Below are 406 nucleotides of genomic sequence, written 5' to 3'. Positions count from 1 at the left end.
ACTCGCTTGGCAATGAAGCATTTGGGCTGCATTCAATGAACGACATCTTAGACAACAAAACCTGCTGTAACCAGACCACAATACCCAAAACACCGAGCCAGTCGAAGAATTTACAAGAACGAACCGAAAGCCAAACTTCAAAATCTGGCGTTCCCAATTGGCATGAGATCCCAAAGCGGCTTGGCTTGTGAGGATTTTCCATCTTGATGCTGACTAAGAAATCGAACTTTCCAGCACTTTAAGCCAGCTATTTTCGATAACCTTACAACCCTTAAACTTTCAAAGCGCTATAACGCTCAATTAAGTAGCCAAAAACGTATAAATACCGCTTCTGCAAACCACCTTAAACACCAAACTCACCGCAAACTGAAAATGCCACACGTTTTTGGTCTGCTTGAATTGTTTG

Annotated in this window: 1 protein-coding gene; it reads right to left on the bottom strand. The window is 42.4% G+C overall.

Annotated elements, in window-relative coordinates:
* Positions 1 to 202, bottom strand: a 202-nt coding sequence (locus HC752_RS25025) for a hypothetical protein (RefSeq protein WP_238930638.1), incomplete at its 3' end; no start/stop codon positions are given.
* Positions 203 to 406: the final 204 nt, after the last annotated feature.

Origin of the sequence: Vibrio sp. S9_S30 (assembly GCF_014694455.1) — a bacterium.
Lineage (GTDB): Bacteria > Pseudomonadota > Gammaproteobacteria > Enterobacterales > Vibrionaceae > Vibrio.
Note: the sequence above shows the minus strand (reverse complement) of the source record. Positions and strands in the feature narration are given on the sequence as shown.